We start from the raw sequence: 21,800 nt of genomic DNA, 5'->3' as shown, positions 1-21,800 counted from the left end.
ATTGTCCAACGGCTTGCCAAGGGGCATTCAATGAACGCAGTGATCGCAATAGCGGCGACCTTGATGCTCGCCGGTTGTGCCAGCAATGGCGTGGTGGCTTCACGCTCGGCCGATTGTGCCAAGCCAGGATCCGACCAGGAACTGGCCCTGAACCTGGCCGAAGACATGGCCAACGAAGGTCGTTTGTACGCCAGCCTGGCAAACCTCGAACGCTTGCCCGAGGACTTGGTCCAGGTCCGCCTGCGCAAGGCTCGGGTGCTGCGCCTGATGGGGCGCCACGAAGCCGAACCGTTGTACAAAAGCCTGCTCGGGACGTGCCTGGCCGCAGATGGTGAGCATGGTCTTGGCCAGTTGGCGGCCGCCAAAAATGACAATGCCGCCGCAGCCCAATACCTCGAACGCGCAGCGAAAATGGCCCCGACCGAAGGCAAGATCCGCAATGACTTGGGGGTCGTCTACCTCAATCAACGACGCATTTCAGAAGCCCGCTTCGAGTTCATGACCGCCATGGAGCTCCAGCAGTCAGACACCCTGGCCGCGCTCAACATGGTGACCCTGCTGATTTACCAGGACAACTGGAAGCAGGCCGCCGAGCTCGCGAACATGGCCAAGCTGAGCCCCCAGCAAGTGGCGGATGCCCAGGCCCGTGCGGAAAAGATCAGGGGTTCGGCCACTAACGCAGTGACGTCACCCGCCAACCGCCTGACCGAGGTTGTCGACGCCTCAACCGGCGCGGTCAAGTAAAGCGTTACGAGGAGTCCAAGAAATGATGACCAAACAATTGATGATCGCATGCATGATAGGCCTTTCCACCAGCGTCTGGGCCATTGAACCAGGCCCCTCTTCGCCCGCACAGCAAGGCACCGAGAGCTGGATGCAACTACAGATTCGCGGCGTGGCCGCCTCCACCAACCTGCAAACCGCCTCGGCCGCCGAACGCGAGATGACCATGCAACGCTGGCTCAACAGCTTCAACTACCCGATCCCGGAATTCTTTGACCAGGACTCGGGAGGCGAGATCACCAGCAGTAAATGAAACACGCAGGAAACGAAAAGATCGCAGCCCTCGACAGCGCCTACATTTGATCCGATGTAGGAACTGCCGGGGGCTGCGGTCTTTTGGCTGACCAGCGGAAAAAACTGGGGCGAGCGAACTTGCTCGCGAAGAGGGCATCACATCCAACACTCATGCAACTGATCCACCGCCATCGCGAGCAGGCTCGCTCCCACAATTGGATCGGCGTATGACCGGGAGAGTCAGGTCGGCTGTCAGGCCGCCTCGCGAGCAAGCTTTGCTCCCACAGACCTCTTCCACAGAATGTTGGGTGCTTACAAGATCAGTGCCCACCGCCGATCCCTGTGGGAGCCGAGCTTGCTCGCGATGGCGGTGGGTCTGCTTGCACCCATGCTGAATGTGCCGTCGCCATCGCGAGCAGGCTCGCTCCCACAATTGGATCGGCGTATGACCGGGAGAATCAGGTCGGCTGTCAGGCCGCCTCGCGAGCAAGCTTTGCTCCCACCGACCTCTTCCACAGAATGTTGGGTGCTTACAAGATCAGTGCCCACCGCCGATCCCTGTGGGAGCCGAGCTTGCTCGCGATGGCGGTGGGTCTGCTTGCACCCATGCTGAAGGTGCCGTCGCCATCGCGAGCAGGCTCGCTCCCACAATTGGATCGGCGTATGACCGGGAGAGTCAGGTCGGCTGTCAGGCCGTCTCGCGAGCAAGCTTTGCTCCCACAGACCTCTTCCACAGAATGTTGGGTGCTTACAAGATCAGTGCCCACCGCCGATCCCTGTGGGAGCCGAGCTTGCTCGCGATGGCGGTGGGTCTGCTTGCACCCATGCTGAATGTACCGTCGCCATCGCGAGCAGGCTCGCTCCCACAATTGGATCGGCGTATGACCGGGAGAATCAGGTCGGCTGTCAGGCCGCCTCGCGAGCAAGCCCGCACAATGGGACGGTGGTGAACACAAGACTCATGAACACCCACCGATCTACATATTCCCGAAGGCCCTGAACACACCGATCATGGCCGGGCCAATGGCGACCAGGAAGAAGCTCGGCCACAGGCAGAAAATCAGCGGGAAGATCAGCTTGGTGCCGATCTTGGCGCCCATTTCTTCTGCTGCCTGGGTACGCCGGTCGCGAAACTCATCGGCGTAGATCCGCAGGGTATCGGCCACGCTGGTGCCGAAACGGATACTCTGCGCCAGCAGGCTGACCAGGCCTTGGATATCCTCCAGGCCAGTGCGCACGGCCAGTTGTTTGAGGGCCTCGGTGCTGGTGATGCCCGCCCGGATCTGCGCATTGACCAGCGCCAGTTCCTCGGCCAGCTCAACCTGACTGACAGACATCTCTTCAGCCACCCGCTCGATCGTCGTGGGCAGGGCCAGGCCCGACTCGACGCAGACCACCATCAGGTCCAGCGCATCCGGGAACGCGGCACGCAGTCGGCCTTGACGGGCCTGCTTGCGTTTGCCGACGTAGATCGCCGGCAGCAACCAACCGATGCCCGCGATGAGCGTCACCGCCAGCAGGCCGATAACCACTGAAACCTTGACCATCGGCAGCAGCACCAACGCAACGCCGACCAGCAACAGCGGCAGCATCAGGCGCACCGCCCAATACATCTGTACCGCCGAGGCAGATCGGTAACCGGCGTGGGTCAGCAAAGTCTGGGTGGCCGACGTGTGGGCCTGGTCGGTCGAGGCAAAGCGCTGGCCGACCCGCTCCAACAAGAGCTGCAGGTTACTGGGCGCCTCCTGCCCCACAGCGTTGCCAGCGTAACCGCGCTTGATCAGCGCCAGGCGCCGCTGCACCGGATCCTGCAGGCCCAGCATCAATAGCATGAGCGCGACAACCGCCAACACCGCACTGACGCCGATCACGCTGACGAACAACAGGCGTGCCAGCTCTTCGTTGCCGGTAAACCGACTCAACAATCCGAGCAAAAAGTCCATGACTGAAACCTCTCGGCGCAACAGCGCTTATACCTGGATCCGGATGATCTTTCTTATCCAGAAAATACCGATCAACATGGCGCAGAACGCGCCGATGATCAGCTTGTGCCCTATGGGGTCATTGATCAGTACCGGCATGTAACTGGGGCTGGTGAGCACGATGGCGATCGCCAGCACGAACGGGATCGCCACCAGCACCCAGGCCGACATGCGCCCTTCCGCCGACAGCGTCCTGATCTTGCGCTGGAAACGAAACCGCCCACGAATCAAGCGGCTCAGACGCTCCAGCACTTCGGTCAGGTTGCCGCCGGTCTCGCGGTGGATGAGGATCGAGGTCACCAGCATCATCACCGTCATGCTCGGCATGCGCTCCAGCAGGCCGAGCATGGCCCGGCGCACGTCGTTGCCATAGTTGATGTCGGAAAACGTCATGCCGAACTCCTGGGCGACCGGCCCTTTGTGCTCCTCGGCGACCAGGCGCAGGGTTTCGTTGAACGGATGGCCGGCGCGCAAGGCCCGGCACATGGCGTCCAGCGCATCCGGCAAACCTTCCTCGAACGCGGCGAAACGCTTGCTGCGGTCACGCAGGATTTTCAACACCGGCACCCAGGTCACCGCAAATGCCGCCAGCAGCGCCATCCACCAGATGGGCGAGACCATCAGCACCAAAGCTCCGGCCCCCCCCCCCAGGATCAGGCCGAGCAGCATGACCCGATAAGCTCGGTATTCATGCCCGGCCTGCTCGATCAGTTGGGTCAGGTTGGCCATGAACGGCAGTTGTTCCAGACGGGCTTCCAAGGGGGACAGACGCGTCAGGTATTTCTGCCGCAACACGGTCTGCATGTTGGGCAAGTGGTTGGCCTTCTCCAGCACATGCAGACGCCCGCGAATGCGCTTGCGCATCTTGCCGGCTTCGCCGAACACCGGCACCACTACGCCTTGGGAGAGCAGGAATACGGCGATGAACACCATGGCGAGAAACATCAGGATGAATTCACTGGGGATATTGCTCATGACGTCCGGCCCTCCATCCACTCAGGGCGAAACAAGGTCAGCGGCAATTCGATGCCGCGCTTGGCCAGCACATCGCGGAAGGCCGGGATCATGCCACTGGGCCGATACTCCCCGAGCACCTCACCGTGCTCGCCGATACCCTGGCGCACGAAGGAGAAAATTTCGGTCATGGTGATGACCTCTCCTTCCATGCCGTTGATCTCTTGCATGCTCACCACGCGTCGCTTGCCGTCTTCTTGACGCTCCAGTTGGATCACCACATCGATGGCCGAGGCAATTTGTTGACGCATGGCCTTGATCGGAAACGTCGCGCCCGTCATCGACACCATGTTCTCGACTCGCCCCAACGCATCCCGTGCGGTGTTGGCGTGAATGGTGGTCAGGGAACCGTCGTGACCGGTGTTCATCGCCGTGAGCATGTCCAGTGCCTCGGCGCCGCGCACCTCACCAATGACAATGCGATCCGGGCGCATCCGCAGGCTGTTGCGCACCAACTCCCGCTGGCTCACCTCGCCGCGCCCCTCGATGTTCGACGGGCGGGTTTCCAGGCGTACCACGTGGGGTTGCTGCAGTTGCAACTCGGCCGAATCCTCGATGGTGACGATGCGTTCGTTATGAGGGATGAAACTGGACAGCACGTTGAGCATGGTGGTCTTGCCGCTGCCGGTCCCACCGGAGATCAGCACGTTCAGGCGCCCGCGAACGATGGCCTTGAGCAGCAAAGCAATGGCCGGGGTCATGGTGCCGACCTGGATCAGGCTGTCGGTGTTGAGCAGGTCCACGGCGAAGCGCCGGATCGACATGCTCGGACCGTCGATGGCCAGCGGTGGAATGATCGCGTTGACCCGCGAACCGTCCTTGAGCCGGGCGTCCACCAAGGGCGAGGACTCATCGATACGTCGTCCTAGGCTCGACACGATGCGGTCGATGATGTTCAGCAAATGCTGGTCATCGCGAAAACGCACGTCGGTGCGTTGCAACTTGCCGAAGCGTTCGACGTAGACCGAGGCAAACCCATTGACCAGGATGTCGGACACGCTATGGTCGGCCAACAGCGGTTCCAGTGGCCCGAGGCCGAGCACTTCATCGGTGATCTGCTTGATGATCAGTTGCCGGCTGACGGTACTCACCGGTGCCGAATGTTCCTCGAGCAGGCGCTGGCAGATATCGCGTATCTGCCGAGCGGCCTCGACGTGCTCCAGGGCATCGAGCAACGACAGGTCCATGACCTTGAGCAGTTGCTGGTAGATTTTTTCCCGCCACTCAGCCTCCACCGGCGTGACCTGGCTGCGGGTTTCGTAAAGCACGTCGGGGATGGCCTGCTCCCAGGCCATTAACGCATCTGTCGGGTCCGGCAGGCCTTCGCCGGGCTGGGCGCCCACTGAAGCGCCAGGTTTGGCGGGCTGTTTGCGCAAGCGGTTACGAAAGTCGCTAATCATGGGTCATCCCCCGAAAAAACGGTTGAAGGCGCGTTTAAGCAGGCCCTTGTCTGTGGCCATCTGGTGACCGACCAGGTCTTCGGTCAAATCGCGCAGGGCGGTGGTGATTGCCGCCTTCGGCGCATGCAGCCCCAATGGCACGCCAGTGTTCTGACTCTGGCTGACCAGGTTGAAGTCATTGGGCAATTTCGACAGGTTCGTGCAACGCAGGGCCTCGCCGATGTCCTTGAAGCTGACGGCGGCGGATTTGTCATAGCGGTTGACCACGATCTGCAACTGGTCCCCGCGCACGCCCAGGTCTTCGCGCAGGATCCGCACCAGGGCGCTGGCATCGCGCAGGTGGCTGACGCTCTGTTGCACCACCACGTATACCCGGTCCACCTGTTCCAGCACCGAACCGGTGAGGTGATCGATCTGCCGCGGCAGGTCCACCACCACCCAGTCGTAACTGGCACGAGCCAGTTGCAACAGGGCGTCGAGCTGTTCGGCTTGGGCATCCTGGGGCAGGCACAACTCGCCAGCCCGGCCACCCAGCACATGCAGGGTCGGGCTGAAGTGGCTGCAAAAGCCCCGCAGCGCGACACTGTCCATGTCATCAATCTGCTGCAGCACTTCCAGATGGCTGTGGGACTGCGCCACGTCCAGGTAATGGGTCACGCTGCCAAATTGCAGGTCCATGTCCAGCAGCAAGGTATTGCCTGCCCGGGCACTGAGCTGCTGGGCCAGGTTGCACGCCACCAGGGTCCCGCCGGAGCCGCCCTTGGCGCCGATCACCGCGACCAGCTTGCCCTCGTTGCCACCGCCGAGGCGTACATCCGCGACCACGCGATTCAACGCCGCCACCAGTTCGGTATCGGCAATGGGTTCGGGCAGCACGTCACGAGCACCAGCCTGCATGGCCAGGCGCATGCCTTCCTGCTCGCCCAAAGGGCCACACACCAGCATAGGTGGACGCTCATGGGCCGGACGTTGCAGCAACGCCGACAGTTCTTCACGCCACAGGTGGCTGACGCGAAGCAGCAGCAAATCGGGCATGCGGTCCAGGCCGTAGAGCGGGTCGACATGCCCGTTGCTGACCAGCCGCGTGCTGACCTCAAGGCCAGGCATGCGCTGGCAGACGCATTGCAGGTCGCGCAGGGACGTGGCATCGCGGCTGCTGATCAGTATCCGCAGCCCGGCTCTGCCGGTAGCGGACGAAAGCGGAGTTTCCCTAGCGTTCAGCATGGTGTGATCTCCCCGGAATCGGAATGACGCCCAAGGCTTTCGCGTGGCAAGGTTGCCCTGAACGTGGGCAAGGTAATGGGCACGCCTAAGCCGGGAATGAACAGGTTGAAAACGAAATTCTGCACGCTCATCTGGACATAGCGGATGGCTCGAAAGCCGGTGCTGCCGGACGTGTCGGCCGGGTTTGCCACCACGGCGCCATTGACGTCCAGGTAGGTCAGCGCCAGGTTCGTGGTCGCCAGGTTGCTGATCAGTTGACTGGTGCCGGCGTCCGCCGCGGCGTTGAAGATGGCCCGGCGCAACACCACCGGGTCGCTGACATTGCACACCGCCGCCAGACGCGCACCGCGCCGCGCGGCTTCATCCAGTGCATTGACGGTGAAATACAACCGGCCCATCTCCACCACGCCGAACAGCAGGATGAACACCAGTAAGCCCACGAAGGAGAATTCCACGATGTAGGTGCCGCGCATGTGTTTGTTATTCATCACAGCGCCCTCATGACGGTGGTTGCGACCAACTGGATGCCCAGAGGAATGGCATTGCCGAAAAACCCTGGAATCGAACCCGTGCAGTTGCCCGCACCAATCACCGGGCAGAAGGGGTAGGTAATGGTGACGCGCACATGGTCGATGCCCACAGCGGCGACCTGCACCTGAGCCGTGGTCAACCCAGACACCACGGCGGTTCCGGTAGCGCTGGGCACGCCATACACCGCAACGTTTTTCGTCTGGGTCTGAAGTTGCGCATTGTTCACGTTAACGATGCCGTGGGTAGAATCCCATGCCTGGCTGGCGACGAAACGGCCAGCATCGCGACTGGCCTGCAGCAGCACGTTGTACTGGTAGAGCATGCGACCGAACTCGCCGAAGGCCAGCAGCAACACCAGCAGCAACGGCAGCACCAGGGTGAATTCCACCAACGCCACGCCTTGCTGGGCTTGCGCTGGTTTGAACTGAGAAAGTCCCATAACGCCTCCTACGAGTCAGTGCTCGGAGTACCGCTGCCGTTGAGATAGGTTTTGTAGAGCTGGATGATCTGCGGGCCGGAATCAGTGGACGGTGTCGGGCCAGGTACGTTGTCACCCTCGCACTCCTGGACAAACTGGCCAAAGATGATCGACTCCGAACCACCGCCATTCACTGGCTGCAGGACGAAATAGCAGCCGAACCCCAAGACCGGAATCGACGTCGAGCCGTTCAGCTTCCCGTCGCAATCACCAATCACGATCTTCAGCATCCGGCGCTCGAAAACCCCGTTGCTTTCACAACCGCTGGCGCCCCCCGCCACACAGGCGGCGACCTGGGCCCGCCAGTCGTTGTAGTCCTGTATCGCCTCGCCACCCGCTGAGAGATCACCGTTGCTCGAGGTGATGGACTGGCCTTTGTATTGCGGCTGGAGGAGCGAATCGTTGTAGGTGATCGGCGGAGTGCCTGATGACGTGACCAGGTCCGGTGGGTAGTCCGAAGAACTGACCGGGCCGTTGTAGATGCCAAAGCGCGTATTCAAACCTTGGGAAGTTGGACCCGCTTTATTACCTGGCGCGGTCTGGACGTTGTCCCCGACACTGCGGCAAACCGAGCCACCGCCGGCCAGGTCCTCCCGGACCGTTTTGCCGCCTGAGCCGAAATCCAGCAATTGGAAGTTGCCCGGGCCGATGGGCGAGGTGTTCCCCGCCGCCGTCTTCAAGACTTCCAGGTCGCCAAATTGATACCCCCAGAAGTTGCCGGCGGCCGGGTTGTATTGAGTGGGATCACCACAGACCATCAACGGCGCCAGGTCACACGGAGAGGTCGGGCTGGGACCGGCAGTGGCAATTGCCGCCACGCGCTTGCTGCCCAAGCCAGCGCTGCCCATCGTTTGCACGAAGCTCCAGAAGAACCCGCTCAATTGATAGCTGGACACCGACACCCGTACGTACTTGGCATCGGTAGGTCCTGGATAGGAGAACGGGCCGTAGACGCTGTTGGACAGTTCCACCACGGCAAACGAACCCGGGTCGCCGGCGACGGCGGTTGCCAGCTCGGTGTTGCCGGCGGCGTTGGCATTTCTATTGAGTGTGTCCAGGGCCGCAGCACGAGTGATGCTGGCCATGTTAATGCCACTGCTCACCTGGCTCAGGGTCTTGGCGCCGCCCAGGGCCGCGGCATCCACCGCATTTTGCAGGCGCGTCTTGTTCAACAGCATGTGCCCACCATCCAGGGCCAACGCCGCCATCATGGAAATCGCTACCAGGGCGATCACCATCAGTACACTCACCGCCCCTCCCTGGCGCCGGATATTGGCATTCATCATCGAGCCCTCATTACAACGTTTGAGGATCGGCACCGCCACGGCCCGTAACGGCCTGGCATGGAGGTGTCATTCAGCGGACATTGATCACGGTGCTTTCAACCCCGCGGATCAACGTGATCGCCCCGCCTTGCGGCTTGGCACTGCGCTGCACCGCAGGTTTTGCCACTGGGGCCGCAGCCATCGCCATGACCGGCGCTGGCGCAGGGGCAGGCGGCGTAACGGTTTTCTTCTCCATGTTCAACGGGTTGCGCAAGGCCAATTGCAGCTTGCCCTCGGTCTGCGCAGTGACCAGCAATTCCGCCTCGGTGGCGGACATTTCCAGTGTCACGGCCCGCACCACTACAGGTTGGGTCTTGTCCGTGCCGGCGGTCTGATCCACGGCCAGCACCCGCAGGTTTTCCAGGAGGGTCCGGGACGTGGCGCTGTTGCTCCCGGCACTGGTGGTCTTGGTCGCCAAGACATCGACCCGGTTGCCCGGCAAGAGGAAGCCCCCCACGCCCACCACATCATCCACACGCACCGATATGGCCCGTTTGTCCGGTGCGATCAGCGAAGCCAGGGTGCTGCCACCCAAGTGCTCGCTCAGACGCGCGCCCCGCACGATGTCGCCGCGCAGAATGTCGAAGGTGGCGATCTTGCCCACGGCTTGCTCGCTGGCATCGAAGGCGTCGTCCGGGATCGTGTCCATGGGCATGCGCACGGTCGTGACTTGCTGGGCCTCGACCATTTGCCCAAAGGGGATTTCCACCGTGGCGACCACCACGCTTCGTAAATGGTCATCGGGCGTCGCGTTGAGTCGCGCACTCAGCCAGGAGTCGGCCATCCATGCGGCAGCAAGGCCCATTACCAGGGAAACGCCTATCAGGGGAAGCGTACGAGAGCTCATGTCGGTATCTCCAGATCAAAGAAAGTCGAGCTGAACGAAGTAGTTGTGCCAGGCCCATTCCAGCTCTTGCGGCAACAAGGGTCCGGAACCGCCCAGGTAACGCTGGCGGTCAAGCGCCATGTTCAACAGGTCACGGGGATGGCAAGGCACCAGCGGCATGCCCTCGCCTGCGTACAACCGCTGCAGGACATAGCGCACCAACAGGGGGTCATACGGGATGCCCAGGCGTTCGCACTCCTGGCGCCAGATCTGTTCGTATTCCTCGGGCTTGAGGTAGCCGAACTGCACCTTGTAGCCAATACGCCGCAGGAACGCCTCGTCGGCCAATTCGAGGGGATTGAGGTTGGTGGAAAACACCAGCACCAGGTCGAACGGCAACTCGCAATGCCGGCCGCCGCCCAGGTTGATGAAATCGCGCTTCTCCTCCATAGGTACGATCCAGCGATTGAGTAGTTCGGCCGGGGCCATGCGCTGGCGCCCCATGTCGTCGATGATGAACAGGCCGTTGCTGGCCTTGAGCTGCAACGCCGCCTGGTATTGCCGGGTGAACGGGTCGTAGCGCACGTCCAACTGTTCCATGCTCAGCTCGCCGCCAGTGATGACGATCGGGCGTTTGCAGCACAGCAGCCGGCGGTCGATGCCTTCGTTGAGCATCAGGTTGTTCGATTGACCGTTGTCATCCAGGCGCTGGTGCACCTGTGGGTCGTAGATCTCGATCACCGACTCATTGATGACGATGGCATGGGGCACCCAGATGGCCTCGGCGAACAGCCGGATCAATCGGCTGCTGACATAAGTTTTGCCCGTGCCCGCCGGGCCGTAGATCATGATCGCCCGCCCGGAATTCAGGGCGACGCCCAACTGGTCGAGCATGCCTTGGCTCAGCACCAGGCCGGCCAGGGCCTGGTGCATGTCCTTGGCGGTGATGCGGCCATGGTGGATGGTCTGGATCTTGATCAGCGAGCGATAAGTGCTCACCGGGAACGGCGCCGCGCCGATGTAGCCGCTACGGGCCAGGGCGTCACGCGCCGAACTGCGGCCGCGCTCGGTCAGGCCATAACGCAGCGCCTGCCCACCCGTTTGCCCCAACTGGCCCAGCACCTCAACGCGACCGTCCTTGCGCAGGAACCCCAGGACTTCTTCCAGTACTGCGCCGGTCAGGGCCAGGCGCTCCACCAGCCGCGACATGTCCAGTACACCGGCGTCGTGCAAGTGCTTGCACACCAGCTCACCCAGGAAGCTGTCGGTCAGGCCGGTGTCGCGAATGGTGATGGGTTGTGGCGCCAAGCGTTGGACCGCTTCCCGTTCGCTGGGGTAGGCATCGCTATCGTTGATGACGTGCATGACTAGACTCCCCAGCCGCCGGCAACCAGTTGCCAGTAAACGCTGTTCAAAGTACCGATCAGAATTGCAATCGAATAAGGAAAGGGTTTGCCGGCCACTTCATCGGAAGTCGGCGCCAGATAGGACTGGGCTCGCACAATCAACCAGTAGCGCCCCAGGGTCTGAAGCAGTTGGCCACGGGCCAGGACGATCAGGAAACCGCACACACCGCCGGCGATCAGGCTGAACAGCGCCGCCCACAGTGCGTAATGAAAAGGCAGGAAGCTGCCGACCATGGTCATCAGCTTGACGTCACCGGCGGCCATGCCACCGACCGCGTACATGGGCAGGAACAACCCGAAACAAATCAGCATGCCCAGCAGGCTATCGCCCAGGCCGCCGAACCCACCGGTATACACCTGGCTGGCCAACCCCAGGGCAAGCCCCAACAGGACCAGCGTGTTGGGGATGCGGTGGCGACGCAGATCGCTCACCACCGCCACACCCAGCAGTCCTAGCAGCAGTACCGTCGACACCAGCAATTCCATGGACATGAGCGGTCTCCCTAGCGTGATTATCGTTAGCAGGCGACGTTGCCATTGGCGGCTTGGCACAACGTACGGATCCTGGTATTCACCGCACCGCCCAGAAGGACGAATCCCGCTGCCACCAACACCGTGATCAAGCCGCCTGCCACCCCGTACTCAACAATGGTCAGGCCGTCTTCATCTTTGGCGAACTTGCTGGTCGAAGTTTTTATTGTCTGGAAAGTCATTTCATGAACCTCACGTATGTAAGAGGTACTGTGACGAACTTGGTTGGAGGGGACAGCGCGAAGTCCATTTGATTGATTCGTTGTACTCACTGCAAAAGAGTCGCAAGCGTTATTCCTTAAAAGTGACCGTGCCCCCTTCACTGCAAGTTGCCGCAGTCAGCAGGCAACGTTGCCGTTGACCGCCTGGCACAGCGCACGGATCTGGGTATCCACGGCGCCACCCAGAAGCACAAACGCGGCGGCCACGGCCACCGTGATCAACCCACCGGCCACTGCATATTCCACAATGGTCAGGCCATCTTCATCTTTGGCGAACTTCAGTACCGAAGCCTTGATTGTTTGAAGAGTCATTTCGCACACCTCATCGGGATTGTTTTTTCAAGGGGCAGTACATCGCGAACTGCCTGATGCAACCCTAGTCAGTAGGTGGCCAGAGCCGTTAGGAGGATTTTGCACATCGCTAGGATTATTTTGCGGCGGGTGGAAAAGGCTCCGGGACGGAGAATTCATCCCCGCAACAGGCCGAAACGGGCGGTCCGCGAGGGGATGACGCTAAAGAATCGGATTTTTATTAAAAATTATCCGGCGAAGTGATGGCACAGTGACAATACTGCTAGCTAAAGGGCAGAAAAAATCTGTGAGTAGTCGTCCTATGGGATCAAATCCGACTGGAAAACCAAAGCTGTTGTGGGTCGATCTGACTCATGATCGGTCCAGCAAGAAACTCGCCTCCCAGTTCCTGGACACGTGCGACTGCACGTTGGCAAAGAACGCCATGTTGCCCGGCGGGGAACAGGTCGACATGATCTGCATCCACTTCGATCGCCCGGACACGCCAGGCCTGCTGCGCCTGTTGGAGATCAAGCGGACCGTTCCAGCCATCCCCATCACCATGTTCACCGTGCAGCACTCCGAAGAACTGGCGGTGTGGGCCATGCGCTCCAGCGTCTGGGAATACATGGTGCTGCCCCTGTCTGTCGCCGAGAGAACGCGCTACCTGACGGCCGTGGTGCAACTGTGCGAGTTGCGCCGCAATACCAATGGCCGGGCAAAAACCTCGCAGATCGACCACTCCCCAACCCTGCCGGACAGCATCCGCCTGACCTCCGGGCACCAGAAGCACCATGCCCTCAGCCACATCATGCTGTACATCGACCAGCATTTTCGCGAAAGCATCGATCAGCGCGATCTGGCCAAGCGCAGCGGCATGACCACTTTTCGCTTCAGCCGGCTGTTCAAGGAAGCCAATGGGCTCGGCTTCACCGACTACGTGCTGAACAAACGCATGAGCTTTGCCAAGGAACTGCTCGACAACAGCCAGATGCCCATCACCAGCATCGGTTATGAAGCTGGCTTCAAGGACCCGTCCTACTTCGCCCGCGCCTTCAAGCAATACGCCGGTTGTACCCCCAGTGAATATCGCCTTGCGTACCAGAAGCGCAGCGCAAACCCTGCACCGGCGCCTGCGGATAAAGCGGCTCTGGAAGCGATTGAAAACCTGGTGCATAGCCTTGAGGACTGAAACGGCTTTGCACACCCATTGATTTCATTGCGCGTCGAAACCTGTATCCAAATCATAATATTCGGACACTGCAGACGCTGAAAAAACAGGGCACAGCCAATATTTACCACGCCAGTGGTGCCAAGCTGAAACAACATGAATCACCCTGTATTTATCCGTAATTCTTTTCCGACTGAAACAATCGCTATCGCCCTTGCATAATGCCGACCAGAATTTCCGAATGGATGAAAGCGAGCGTCCTCCGTGGTCCGTTTGCAGATATCGCCGGCGCAAAACCGCTGATCGACATGTTTCATGAACAATCAAATAGAGTCCTGATGGGTATATGAAGGCAATCAGTTTAGTGAGCCCACAAAAGTTGGGCCTGGTGAGTCACCACGAACTCAATATGCTACCCGACGATGGTGTAGAGATAGAAATTGTACTATCCGGTATTTGCGGGACGGATCTGGCTGTATTAGCAGGCCGTGAAGAGGGACAGACAGGCATCGTTCGTGGTCACGAAGCAGTCGGCATCGTCGTCAACGTTGGGCCAGATGTAACACGCGTGCGTAAAGGTATGCGTGTTGTTGTAGACCCCAACGAATACTGCGCTAACTGCGAACACTGTAATTCAGCTAAAACCCATCTGTGTACAGGTGGCTCAAATGCCAGTCTGAACATAGCCGGTGTCAACAAGCACGGTACATTTGCAGAGCGCTTTATAACGCAGGAGCGTTTTGTACACGGCATCCCAGACGATATGAGCTGGGAAACAGCCGTGCTGATTGAACCCGTAGCCTGCATTTTGAACAATATTGAACAAGCCTCCATAAAAGCGGGAGAACGTGTGCTGCTTCTAGGGTCAGGCCCGATGAGTCTGGTGGCACAAATACTGTTACGCGCAATGGGCATCCACACACGCGCAACCGACTTGAATACCTTTCGAATTGAATTCGGGCGTTCGTTAGGTTTGGATATTGTGTATCCCGACGAACTTGAATCCAGCCAGCCTGTTCAAGAACGATTTGATGTTGTCATAGACACCGTCGGCAACCAGCTCCAAACAGCCGCCAATAGGGTCTGTCGAGGCGGCAGGATTGTTCTGTTTGGATTTAACGGCACGTATCAGTACTCGCTTCCCGTAAAATACTTTCTAATCAATGCCATCAGTATCATTGCAGCCGGCGAGTACAATCAGCACTTTCCACAGGCACTGCGCATCGCCCATAGACTTCCTGAACTTGGAAAGCTGGTCACGCATCGTTATCCGCTTGAAGCGTATTCAGCAGCATTTGATAGTTTATTGAATGATCCATCTGCACCCACGGTGAAAAGCGTTTTCACACCGAACCCCATGTACTTGCCACGCTAAATCTCACACCTATTCCAAGTGAACCCCTTTATGAAAGTTACTGTATTTAGTCAAATTTCCATTGACGGCAAACTGACGCTTGGCAATGAAGCATCCAGCAAACCGCTCTTTCAACACTTCGACGATGAAGACATGCGCTTTATCCATAAATTTCGCGGTGAAGTAGATGCCATCATGGTCGGGCGTCATACGATTGTCACAGACGATCCTCAATTGACCAATCGGTATGAGACGGGGCGTAACCCTGTTCGTATTATCCCTACGACATCGCTGAACTTTCCGGCCTCTGCGAAAATCCTAAGCTCTCCCGGGCACACGATCATCGCGACGACAGAACAGGCGCGTGACCACGAGATGGTCGAACAAATCCGCGCGCATGGCAAAGAGGTGCTTTTTGCAGGAACCGCACGAGTCGACTTCAAACAGCTTTTCCCGATGCTCGAGGCTCGCGGAATAAATCACATCATGGTCGAGGGCGGCGGCCAGCTGAATTGGCAAGTATTCAATCTCGATCTCGTCGACGAAATCATGCTCATGCAACTACCTATCATTATTGGCGGCGCAGCCACCACCACCCTAATAGACGGCGAGGGATTCCGGGATATCGAAATGACGAAATCGTTCAAACTGCATGAGTTCGAAGCACGTTCGCACTATAATTTTTTGCATTTCAAACGCGACCCAAAACAGCAACGGGCACACGGATGACTGCCATTCAAGGGTTCATCTTCGATATGGACGGCGTTCTGGTTGACAGCGAGCCGCTTTATATGGAGCAGGAGAAGAACTCCTATGCGCGCTACGGCGTGATGCTTAATGACGCCGCACTGTCGCGCTTTGTAGGAACCACCCAGCATTATATGTGGAGCGCCATCAAAACTGAATATGGGCTTGCCCAGTCTCTGGATTGGCTTATGGCAGAGCATCACCAGCAGTTGTTGGCTGCATTGAACTCAGAGCCCCTGCCCCCTATGCCAGGCGTGACGCAACTTCTCGGCGCCTTGAATAAAGCAGGTATCCCCTGCGCAGTGGCGTCGTCTTCGCCTAGAGGACTCGTTGAGATCATTTTGCGCAAGGCGGGGCTGCACATTTTTTTTAATGAAATTGTTTGCGGCGATGACATTAAACATAGCAAACCAGACCCCGAGATATTTCTCATGGCCGCTAAGCGCTTGGGTACCCTCCCCTCGGCCTGTGTGGTGATTGAAGATTCAGCCCATGGTGTGGCGGCGGCGAAAGCCGCAACAATGTTTTGTATTGGCTTGCTTAACCCCAACTCAGGACAGCAGGACCTTAGCGCGGCGAATTTTTGTGTTCACCAGCACAGCGAAATAACCCACTGGCTTTCCGAGCAATAAAAACATGAAAACGCTGAATACTTCAGACTGGACCTGGATTAATGCGACAGAGCGATCTTCCATTAGTGATCGCGAAATCATCATTCATACCACGCCCGACACCGACTTTTGGCGAGGCACTTATTACGGCCTGGAGTACAACAATGCACCCGCCGTTGTTGTTGCAAGCGACGAACAATATTGGACATTTAAGGCCAAGGTAGCTTTTGCCTCACACACCCACTTCGACCAATGCGGTTTGTTCATCTACCAGAATGAAAACAACTGGATGAAAAGCGGCATCGAATATCAGAACAACGGTTTCCAACAACTATTTTCCGTCGTAACAAACAGTGGCTATTCGGACTGGTCCATGGTTAATTTCGATCGTACTACGCAGACCATGTACTATCGACTGAGCCGAAGAGGTTGCGACTTCCTCCTTGAAAACTCCATTGACGGGACGGACTTCAGCATGATGCGCATGTTTCACATGTTTCATGCAGACGAGTCTGTTCAATTCGGTTTTTTTGCCAGCAGCCCGGGCGATTCTTCTTTTGCCGCACACTTCTCACAGTTTGAATGGACTGAATGTTGCTGGAAAGAGCACGGCGCTCCTCGCTTCTAATCTCAAGAGTTCCTACATCATGTTGTCTTCGCCCTCCCCCAACCGCCAAGCGCTTTACGCTTGCTATGCAGCCATGATGTGTTTGGCTATGGCACTCAACTTTCTACCGGTATACCTGACCACCTTCAGTGATGCTTTTGGCCCCTCTTCAGGGCTGACGACGGAACAACTTGGCCGAATCCCGGCTGTCATGTTCCTCAGTTTTATAATAGCCATTTTGATCACCGGACCATTGGCAGACAGGGGCAACGCCAAGCTGATTATCCTCCTTGGACTGATGACCACTTTATCAGGCTTGGGCCTCGTGGCTTTCGCACCGTCGTACACCTTCCTGCTGTTCGCTGTTGCCATCATGGGGTTTGGTGCAGGTGTGCTGGATATGATCCTCAGCCCCATTGTCGCCGCCCTGCAGCCCGAACGCCGAAGCGCCGCCATGAACTGGTTGCATTCGTACTTCTGCATCGGGGCGGTCAGTGCTGTGCTGATCGCAAGCATCGCGTTGAAATGGGATATATCCTGGCGCTTGGTTGCCTTGGGCTTGATGATTGCCCCGCTGGCCACCTTCCTGTTGTTCATACGATTAACGCTGCCGCCCCTGGTACAGGCGCATGAGCAACGTGAGTCCATGCCCACACTTATCAAGCAGCCATATTTCATCGCCTGCATGATTGCTATCTTTCTAGGTGGGGCCACAGAAGTGGGACTGTCCCAATGGCTACCCGCCTTTGCTGAGCAAGGATTGGGTTATTCAAAAGAAGTGGGGGGCTTTGCACTCGCCGGCTTTTCCGTTGGCATGGCACTCGGGCGCATTGCCGCCGCCATGCTGCAAGAGCGGGTACCCACCATCTCACTGATGCTGGGATGCTGCGCCGTTACCGTCGTCCTGTTTTTCCTGATCAGCTTTGCACCTAGTCCTGCAATGGCGTTAACCGCCGCCATCGCCGCAGGGTTCTCAGGCAGTTGCCTATGGCCAACGATGCTCGCCATTACTGCTGATGCGTACCCCCAAGGTGGCGCAACGATGTTTTCTGTACTGACCGCCTCCGGGAATGCTGGGTGCAGTTTGATCCCATGGCTAGTAGGGATGATTTCAGCGCACTCGGATTTGCACATCGGTTTACTGGCGGTCACTCTCTGCCCGGCAACCATGATGCTGTTACTCGTATGGATGTCTCGTAGGCCAAATCCCCAGACGCGTGCAGATATTCCCCGGATTTAGACGGGACGCCAGTGGCCGGGGAGACCATGTGAATCGGCCACCCCGGCCCCGCTGCACAGGCAGCCCAGACTCACGGGGCGAGCTTTCTTCTCTCGATAGGTATGGACAGAACAATGCTGGTACGCGTCTCACCGTACGCATTGATTTTCGCAATAATGTCCTCGATCTCAGCCATGGACCTGGCATAGATCCTGATCAGGTAGGAGTCGTTCCCCGTGATGTGCAGGCACTCAACGACTTCAGGTATGTCGGTGAGCGTCGCTATTAATTTGGATTTCGCCGGCTTGAGGGTGGTGATGCCGACGACTGCGGATATGCCGTACCCCAGTTTGGTTGGATCTAACTGAGCGCAATAGCCCTTGATGACCCCTGAGTCTTCAAGTTTGCGTAACCTGTCATTGGTGGCAGGAATAGAAAGACCCGCGTGCTTGGAAAGCTCTGTGATGGAAATGCGACCACAGTCCTGTACCTTACCCAGGATTTTGACGTCTATACGATCCATGTGCGTTTCCCCTGGTTAAAAGTATAAATTTTAATGAAAAGCCCGCGTTTTTCATTAAAAAAAGCATGCACCAAAATAAAGCAGCGCGCTAGTCTATTTCCAGCCTGAAAACCTGATGGCAATCAATAGCTGCTCTTTAGCGTGACCCACTCATAATAAAATGTTCTCTCCAGGGATGGTATTCGCATGGAAGATGAGAAGACAAAGTGTGGAAAAAAGTCATACTCATTCGCTCAGCCTATTGGCACGAAAGTCCTAAATCTTCGCCACTTCCAGAAGGACCCGGCCCTGATGTACCTGAGCGGCGTCAGTTTCTTTTCGCTGGGCGCCAAGTGCATCATAATCAGTCAACTGGGTACCGACCCATTAGACGTTCTGATCATCTCGACCGATAAAATATTTATGTTCGGCATGGGCACTTGTTCGGTTATCGCGCCCCTCTTCTTCCTGGCAGGGTGGATGCTCTGGAACAAAAAATACCCGCCGATAAGTCCTTTCATTACAACGACCATGAAAGCCAAGCGCTTTTCACTCAAGAACGATGGTTTGACTCGCGCTTCATCCGCTTACTAATACCCATAAAGATAGCAGCCATGCATGGCGACGGGATTGTTTCGCCTCGAGTTTTTTAACCGATGATGTTGATAGTAACTTCTGTGATGAGGAGTGGTAGATGGACACTACAAAAAATAAAAACTGGACCTTGGAAAGCAGCCCGGCAAAACTGGAGGAAAGACTCCCCGGGGGCGCCGTCAAGTGTCATCTCTCCCCGCGAAACTGTGTCATACAAGAGGGCAAGGTAGGCTTTTGCAAAGTGCGCGGAAACCGCGGGGGTAGACTCGTTACATTGAACTACGGCAAAGGCGTTCACAGCACAGAAGAAACGATCGAAACCGAAGCGGTTTTCCACTTTGCTCCTGGAGAGCGGATCCTGTCCCTGGGCAATATCGGTTGTATGCTCAATTGCGGCTATTGTCACAACTGGAAGACCTCGCAAGCCAAATATGTCACCGATAAAGACGTTTACTACTACACCCCTGAGCAAGTTGTGGAGACCGCACTCAAGCACGGAATACGCGTCATTTCCTGGACGTACAATGATCCGGTTGTCTGGCATGAATTCATCCTCGACACGGCGAAGCTGGCCAAGGAAGCGGGCCTGATCAACCTGTATAAATCGGCGTTCTTCATCAGTGAAGAAGCCATTGATGAACTATTGCCGGTCATCGACATCTTTTCGATTTCGCTGAAATCCATTTCCCCAGAGTATTACCGCAAGGTCACGACAGGCTGGGTGGAGCCCGTCCTGGCCGGTATCAAGAAAGTCTATGACGCCGGCAAATATGTTGAGGTCAGCACCTTGATGGTGACCGACATCAGCGACGACGAGGAAACAGCCAGAAAAATCAGCCAGTGGGTCTTGGATGAACTGGGCCCGAATGTGCCGCTGCACTTCGTCAGGTTCCACCCCGATTATAAAATGAGCAACAGCACCCGCACCCCTGTGGATAGGCTGCTGAAGGCTCGGGACGTTGCTCGGAGCATGGGCGTTGAGCATGTCTACCTGGGCAACGTGAATGACGTCGAGGGGACCAATACCAGTTGCAACAACTGTAACGCCCTGCTCGTCACCCGCTACGGTTTGAACGCTGAAATCATCGGACTGGACAGCAAGGGTTGCTGCTCTCAATGCGGGCACGATGCGCATTTCAAATTACTGGGCGAACACCAGGCGTACGCCCCTGTCGAGTTGCGCGAGGACGCCCAGAGCGCTTACGAGAAGCGTAAGTTCGAGTGGCACGGGGACATCGTGTCGCTGCACGCCCAAGTGCTGAATACCGAGGACTTCGAACAAACTGTCTACCTGCGACGCAATTATACGGACGGGCACAACAGCGATTGGAAATCACTGACACTGCGGCCGCATGAAAGCTATCGATTCATTATTGCCAAGGCACGCATCGATGAAACCGGTCCTGAGGTCTGGCTTCCCAACGGCGTGAACTCCAACCTTCATGAAGTATTCGACAGGGCTCACTTCCCGACGGAGTCGATTGAAGAGATTGGTATCTCGCAAAATGACATCACCCCTACCATTGGTTATGAGGGCAGGCAGAACATGTATGAACAGGTCATCAAACTGGTCAGTCAAGCATGAAAGTGTCTACTGAAATACTTCATATCAAGGTCGATGACCGGGACGCGCACCCTTCGGTAACGCCAATTTATCAGTGCAGTGCTTTCAGCGCGGACTCAGCCTTCTTCTATTCAAGGAAGGCCAATCCCAATGTGACTGAATTGGAGCAGGTCGTCGCATCCCTGGAGGGCAGCGAATACGCCCTGGCCTACAGCACCGGGATGAGCGCCATCTACATGGTGTTGGAACTGTTGAAACCGGGGGCTTCGCTGGTCGTCAACAAATACATCTATGGCTGCTCTTATAAACTGTTCCAGCGGTATGCGGCCCGCATCGGCGCACACCTGACGATTCTGGATCTCACCACGGCAGACGGGTTGAAGAGTTTGCCGGCGAACGTCGACATGGTCATTTTCGAAACGCCGACCAACCCGTTCCTGAAAGACATTGATATTCATGCGGTCAGCAGGGCCGTCAAGCAAATCAATCCGCAGGCGCTGGTGGTCGTTGACAATACCTGGGCCACGCCGATATTCCAGAAGCCGTTGAATTTTGGCGCCGACATCTCCCTATACAGCGCAACCAAATACTTCTCTGGACATAGCGATGTCATGGGCGGCTTGGTTCTGGTCAACAACGAGAAAATTTATAACCGTCTCCTTGAGGGCCGCTTCTATTCAGGCACGATATTAACCCCCAATAGCGCCTGGCTACTTCGCAGAAGCATGCAAACATTCAACCTGCGCATGGAAAAACACAGCCAGACGACATCCAGCATGCTCAACTATCTGCGCGAGCTGCCTTTTATTGAGCATGTCTATTACCCACGCGTCGATGACAAACAGCTGACCGGTTATGGCGGCATTGTGTTTGTTGATATTCGGCCCGACCTGGTGCCCTTCTACAGAACGTTTACCAGCGCGCTCAAATGGTTTGGCACGGGCACTGGAATGGCCTGCGTGACGTCAATGGTTGCCCAACCCTTCAGTGGCAGCCATGCCTCAATGACGGACCAGGAAAAAGCGGACATGGGCATCGAGAAGGGCCTGGTTCGATTGTGCTTTGGCCTGGAGGACCTGGAAGACCTCAAGGAGGACCTGCTGCAAGCATTCGAAGCCACGCAGAGCAAGGCCGATCAAGAACGCTCACTCGATCCTGCGTAGCGGGTGTTGATCATGAGCAACG

The 21,800-nt window shown here is 57.5% G+C and carries 24 protein-coding genes; 11 read left to right on the top strand and 13 right to left on the bottom strand.

The features are described 5' to 3' along the window. The first annotated feature begins 30 nt into the window (after positions 1–30). On the top strand, positions 31–744 hold the full coding sequence (locus AACY42_RS15865) for a tetratricopeptide repeat protein (RefSeq protein WP_339480718.1): 714 nt from the start codon (positions 31–33) through the stop codon (positions 742–744). A gap of 22 nt (positions 745–766) precedes the next feature. Next, positions 767–1,036, top strand: a complete 270-nt coding sequence (locus AACY42_RS15860) for a DUF3613 domain-containing protein (RefSeq protein WP_339480717.1) — start codon at positions 767–769, stop codon at positions 1,034–1,036. 958 nt (positions 1,037–1,994) lie between these two features. Here AACY42_RS15860 and AACY42_RS15855 read toward each other — a convergent pair. The 12 genes from AACY42_RS15855 to AACY42_RS15800 all read right to left on the bottom strand — a co-directional run bounded on the left by AACY42_RS15855 (position 1,995) and on the right by AACY42_RS15800 (position 12,267). Next, the gene (locus AACY42_RS15855; RefSeq protein WP_339480714.1) at positions 1,995–2,960 is read right to left on the bottom strand and encodes a type II secretion system F family protein; all 966 of its coding nucleotides are present in this window, start codon (positions 2,958–2,960) and stop codon (positions 1,995–1,997) included. 27 nt (positions 2,961–2,987) lie between these two features. After that, positions 2,988–3,974, bottom strand: a complete 987-nt coding sequence (locus AACY42_RS15850) for a type II secretion system F family protein (protein ID WP_339480713.1) — start codon at positions 3,972–3,974, stop codon at positions 2,988–2,990. Next, positions 3,971–5,413: a CpaF family protein gene (locus AACY42_RS15845; protein WP_339480712.1), complete on the bottom strand. Its 1,443-nt coding sequence runs from the start codon at positions 5,411–5,413 to the stop codon at positions 3,971–3,973. Before AACY42_RS15845 ends, AACY42_RS15850 begins: the two co-directional genes overlap by 4 nt. A 3-nt stretch (positions 5,414–5,416) precedes the next feature. Further along, positions 5,417–6,637: an AAA family ATPase gene (locus AACY42_RS15840; RefSeq protein WP_339480710.1), complete on the bottom strand. Its 1,221-nt coding sequence runs from the start codon at positions 6,635–6,637 to the stop codon at positions 5,417–5,419. Next, positions 6,631–7,125: a TadE family protein gene (locus AACY42_RS15835; RefSeq protein WP_339480708.1), complete on the bottom strand. Its 495-nt coding sequence runs from the start codon at positions 7,123–7,125 to the stop codon at positions 6,631–6,633. The genes AACY42_RS15840 and AACY42_RS15835 overlap by 7 nt, the downstream gene beginning before the upstream one ends. Further along, entirely contained in the window at positions 7,125–7,607 is a 483-nt protein-coding gene (locus tag AACY42_RS15830; protein ID WP_339480705.1) for a TadE/TadG family type IV pilus assembly protein, read from the bottom strand. The genes AACY42_RS15835 and AACY42_RS15830 overlap by 1 nt, the downstream gene beginning before the upstream one ends. An 8-nt stretch (positions 7,608–7,615) precedes the next feature. Next, positions 7,616–8,932, bottom strand: coding sequence for a TadE/TadG family type IV pilus assembly protein (locus tag AACY42_RS15825; protein WP_339480704.1), 1,317 nt, complete (start codon positions 8,930–8,932; stop codon positions 7,616–7,618). A gap of 70 nt (positions 8,933–9,002) precedes the next feature. Then, positions 9,003–9,818, bottom strand: a complete 816-nt coding sequence (gene cpaB / locus AACY42_RS15820; protein ID WP_339480701.1) for a Flp pilus assembly protein CpaB — start codon at positions 9,816–9,818, stop codon at positions 9,003–9,005. A 15-nt stretch (positions 9,819–9,833) separates the two neighbouring features. Next, positions 9,834–11,162, bottom strand: a complete 1,329-nt coding sequence (locus AACY42_RS15815) for an AAA family ATPase (RefSeq protein ID WP_339480698.1) — start codon at positions 11,160–11,162, stop codon at positions 9,834–9,836. A gap of 2 nt (positions 11,163–11,164) precedes the next feature. After that, a complete protein-coding gene (locus AACY42_RS15810) occupies positions 11,165–11,695 on the bottom strand; it encodes an A24 family peptidase (protein ID WP_339480697.1) in 531 nt (176 codons plus the stop codon). Positions 11,696–11,721: 26 nt separating this feature from the next. After that, the gene (locus AACY42_RS15805) at positions 11,722–11,916 is read right to left on the bottom strand and encodes a Flp family type IVb pilin (protein WP_339480695.1); all 195 of its coding nucleotides are present in this window, start codon (positions 11,914–11,916) and stop codon (positions 11,722–11,724) included. Positions 11,917–12,072: 156 nt separating this feature from the next. After that, the gene (locus AACY42_RS15800; RefSeq protein WP_024776945.1) at positions 12,073–12,267 is read right to left on the bottom strand and encodes a Flp family type IVb pilin; all 195 of its coding nucleotides are present in this window, start codon (positions 12,265–12,267) and stop codon (positions 12,073–12,075) included. Positions 12,268–12,568: 301 nt separating this feature from the next. Between AACY42_RS15800 and AACY42_RS15795 the strand changes: the two genes are divergently transcribed. The 6 genes from AACY42_RS15795 (at position 12,569) to AACY42_RS15770 (ending at position 17,976) form a co-directional block, all read left to right on the top strand. Next, entirely contained in the window at positions 12,569–13,438 is an 870-nt protein-coding gene (locus tag AACY42_RS15795) for a response regulator transcription factor (protein ID WP_339480755.1), read from the top strand. A 325-nt stretch (positions 13,439–13,763) separates the two neighbouring features. Continuing rightward, a complete protein-coding gene (locus AACY42_RS15790; RefSeq protein ID WP_339480692.1) occupies positions 13,764–14,792 on the top strand; it encodes a zinc-dependent alcohol dehydrogenase in 1,029 nt (342 codons plus the stop codon). Positions 14,793–14,822: 30 nt separating this feature from the next. Continuing rightward, positions 14,823–15,500 (top strand): dihydrofolate reductase family protein, encoded by a 678-nt coding sequence (locus AACY42_RS15785; RefSeq protein ID WP_339480690.1) that lies wholly within the window; start codon positions 14,823–14,825, stop codon positions 15,498–15,500. Then, on the top strand, positions 15,497–16,150 hold the full coding sequence (locus tag AACY42_RS15780) for an HAD family hydrolase (RefSeq protein ID WP_339480688.1): 654 nt from the start codon (positions 15,497–15,499) through the stop codon (positions 16,148–16,150). The genes AACY42_RS15785 and AACY42_RS15780 overlap by 4 nt, the downstream gene beginning before the upstream one ends. A gap of 4 nt (positions 16,151–16,154) precedes the next feature. Beyond that, on the top strand, positions 16,155–16,757 hold the full coding sequence (locus tag AACY42_RS15775) for a DUF1349 domain-containing protein (protein WP_339480686.1): 603 nt from the start codon (positions 16,155–16,157) through the stop codon (positions 16,755–16,757). Positions 16,758–16,776: 19 nt separating this feature from the next. Then, on the top strand, positions 16,777–17,976 hold the full coding sequence (locus AACY42_RS15770; protein WP_339480683.1) for an MFS transporter: 1,200 nt from the start codon (positions 16,777–16,779) through the stop codon (positions 17,974–17,976). A gap of 70 nt (positions 17,977–18,046) precedes the next feature. Here the strand turns inward: AACY42_RS15770 and AACY42_RS15765 are convergent, their stop codons facing one another. After that, a complete protein-coding gene (locus tag AACY42_RS15765) occupies positions 18,047–18,478 on the bottom strand; it encodes an Lrp/AsnC family transcriptional regulator (RefSeq protein ID WP_003204346.1) in 432 nt (143 codons plus the stop codon). Positions 18,479–18,664: 186 nt separating this feature from the next. Between AACY42_RS15765 and AACY42_RS15760 the strand changes: the two genes are divergently transcribed. The 3 genes from AACY42_RS15760 to AACY42_RS15750 all read left to right on the top strand — a co-directional run bounded on the left by AACY42_RS15760 (position 18,665) and on the right by AACY42_RS15750 (position 21,778). Further along, positions 18,665–19,051, top strand: a complete 387-nt coding sequence (locus AACY42_RS15760) for a hypothetical protein (RefSeq protein WP_339480682.1) — start codon at positions 18,665–18,667, stop codon at positions 19,049–19,051. 100 nt (positions 19,052–19,151) lie between these two features. After that, the gene (gene amrS / locus AACY42_RS15755) at positions 19,152–20,636 is read left to right on the top strand and encodes an AmmeMemoRadiSam system radical SAM enzyme (RefSeq protein WP_339480679.1); all 1,485 of its coding nucleotides are present in this window, start codon (positions 19,152–19,154) and stop codon (positions 20,634–20,636) included. After that, complete coding sequence (locus tag AACY42_RS15750) at positions 20,633–21,778, top strand: trans-sulfuration enzyme family protein (protein WP_339480678.1); 1,146 nt, start codon at positions 20,633–20,635, stop codon at positions 21,776–21,778. Before amrS ends, AACY42_RS15750 begins: the two co-directional genes overlap by 4 nt. Positions 21,779–21,800: the final 22 nt, after the last annotated feature.

It is taken from the genome of Pseudomonas sp. RL_5y_Pfl2_73, from assembly GCF_963970515.1.
Lineage (GTDB): Bacteria > Pseudomonadota > Gammaproteobacteria > Pseudomonadales > Pseudomonadaceae > Aquipseudomonas.
Note: the sequence above shows the minus strand (reverse complement) of the source record. Positions and strands in the feature narration are given on the sequence as shown.